Annotated in this window: 1 protein-coding gene; it reads left to right on the top strand. The window is 29.3% G+C overall.

All coding sequences use genetic code 11. The features are described from left to right. The first annotated feature begins 236 nt into the window (after positions 1-236). On the top strand, positions 237-635 hold the full coding sequence (locus ACJBCC_RS17245) for a hypothetical protein (RefSeq protein ID WP_407557928.1): 399 nt from the start codon (positions 237-239) through the stop codon (positions 633-635). Positions 636-803 lie beyond the last annotated feature (168 nt).

The following is an 803-nucleotide window of genomic DNA, read 5'->3' as shown; positions in this document are numbered from 1 at the left end:
CGTTGCCATTCATTGCGGAACGCACTCTGAACGGGAAAAAAGCAGTTATTTTTTCGAAATTTTTTTTCAGAGTTTTAAGAAATAAAAAATCGAAAAATCATATTTCGGAATTTTAAAAAATACACTGGAATTTGACTCAAAAACTGACCAAATATGACGTCTGACTTTTTAGCTCGTATGCGGAATCAGAATCTGAATTGAAAACAACGAAAAGGCAAAAGCCATATTGAACAATTATGAAACAAGCAATTATTATAATCTTTCTATTATCATCAATCACATCTTTTAGTCAAAAAAAAGAACTGCAAGATATTGTTGGAAATTGGATATGCACTAAAGCGGAATTCAATGCGGAATCATCAGACTCTCGGATTGAGAAATATCTAACACTTTTTAAGGATTCTCAATTTTGTTTTGATAACAATGAAAAATTTACACTCAAAAAAACTAATGCTGATAATGTGTCACAAATTATAATTGATAGTTATTGGAAATTAAACAAGGAAAATCAGATAATTATAGATTATAAAAATCCATCTTCGATTTTAAAAATTGTAATTGAAACTAAAGAGGAAGAAATTTATTTTTTATTATTTGACCAAACTATGTCGTTAAAGATGGAAAGAGTAAATTAATTGACCACAACGATATTTTGAAAAAAAAACAACGAAATGGCAACAACGTGTATAATTAATTGCTTTGGCAAGTGCTTATTTGGAAAATTCCTTCGGAATTTTCTCTGGTTCGTGAATGTTTGCTAAATTAGTTGCTTACCACGCAACTAACCATACACAATAACGTTG

This window comes from Winogradskyella sp. 4-2091, assembly GCF_045765065.1.
Taxonomy (GTDB): Bacteria; Bacteroidota; Bacteroidia; order Flavobacteriales; family Flavobacteriaceae; genus Winogradskyella.
The sequence above is the reverse complement of the archived record's forward strand: the minus strand, read 5'-3'. Positions and strand labels throughout refer to the sequence as shown.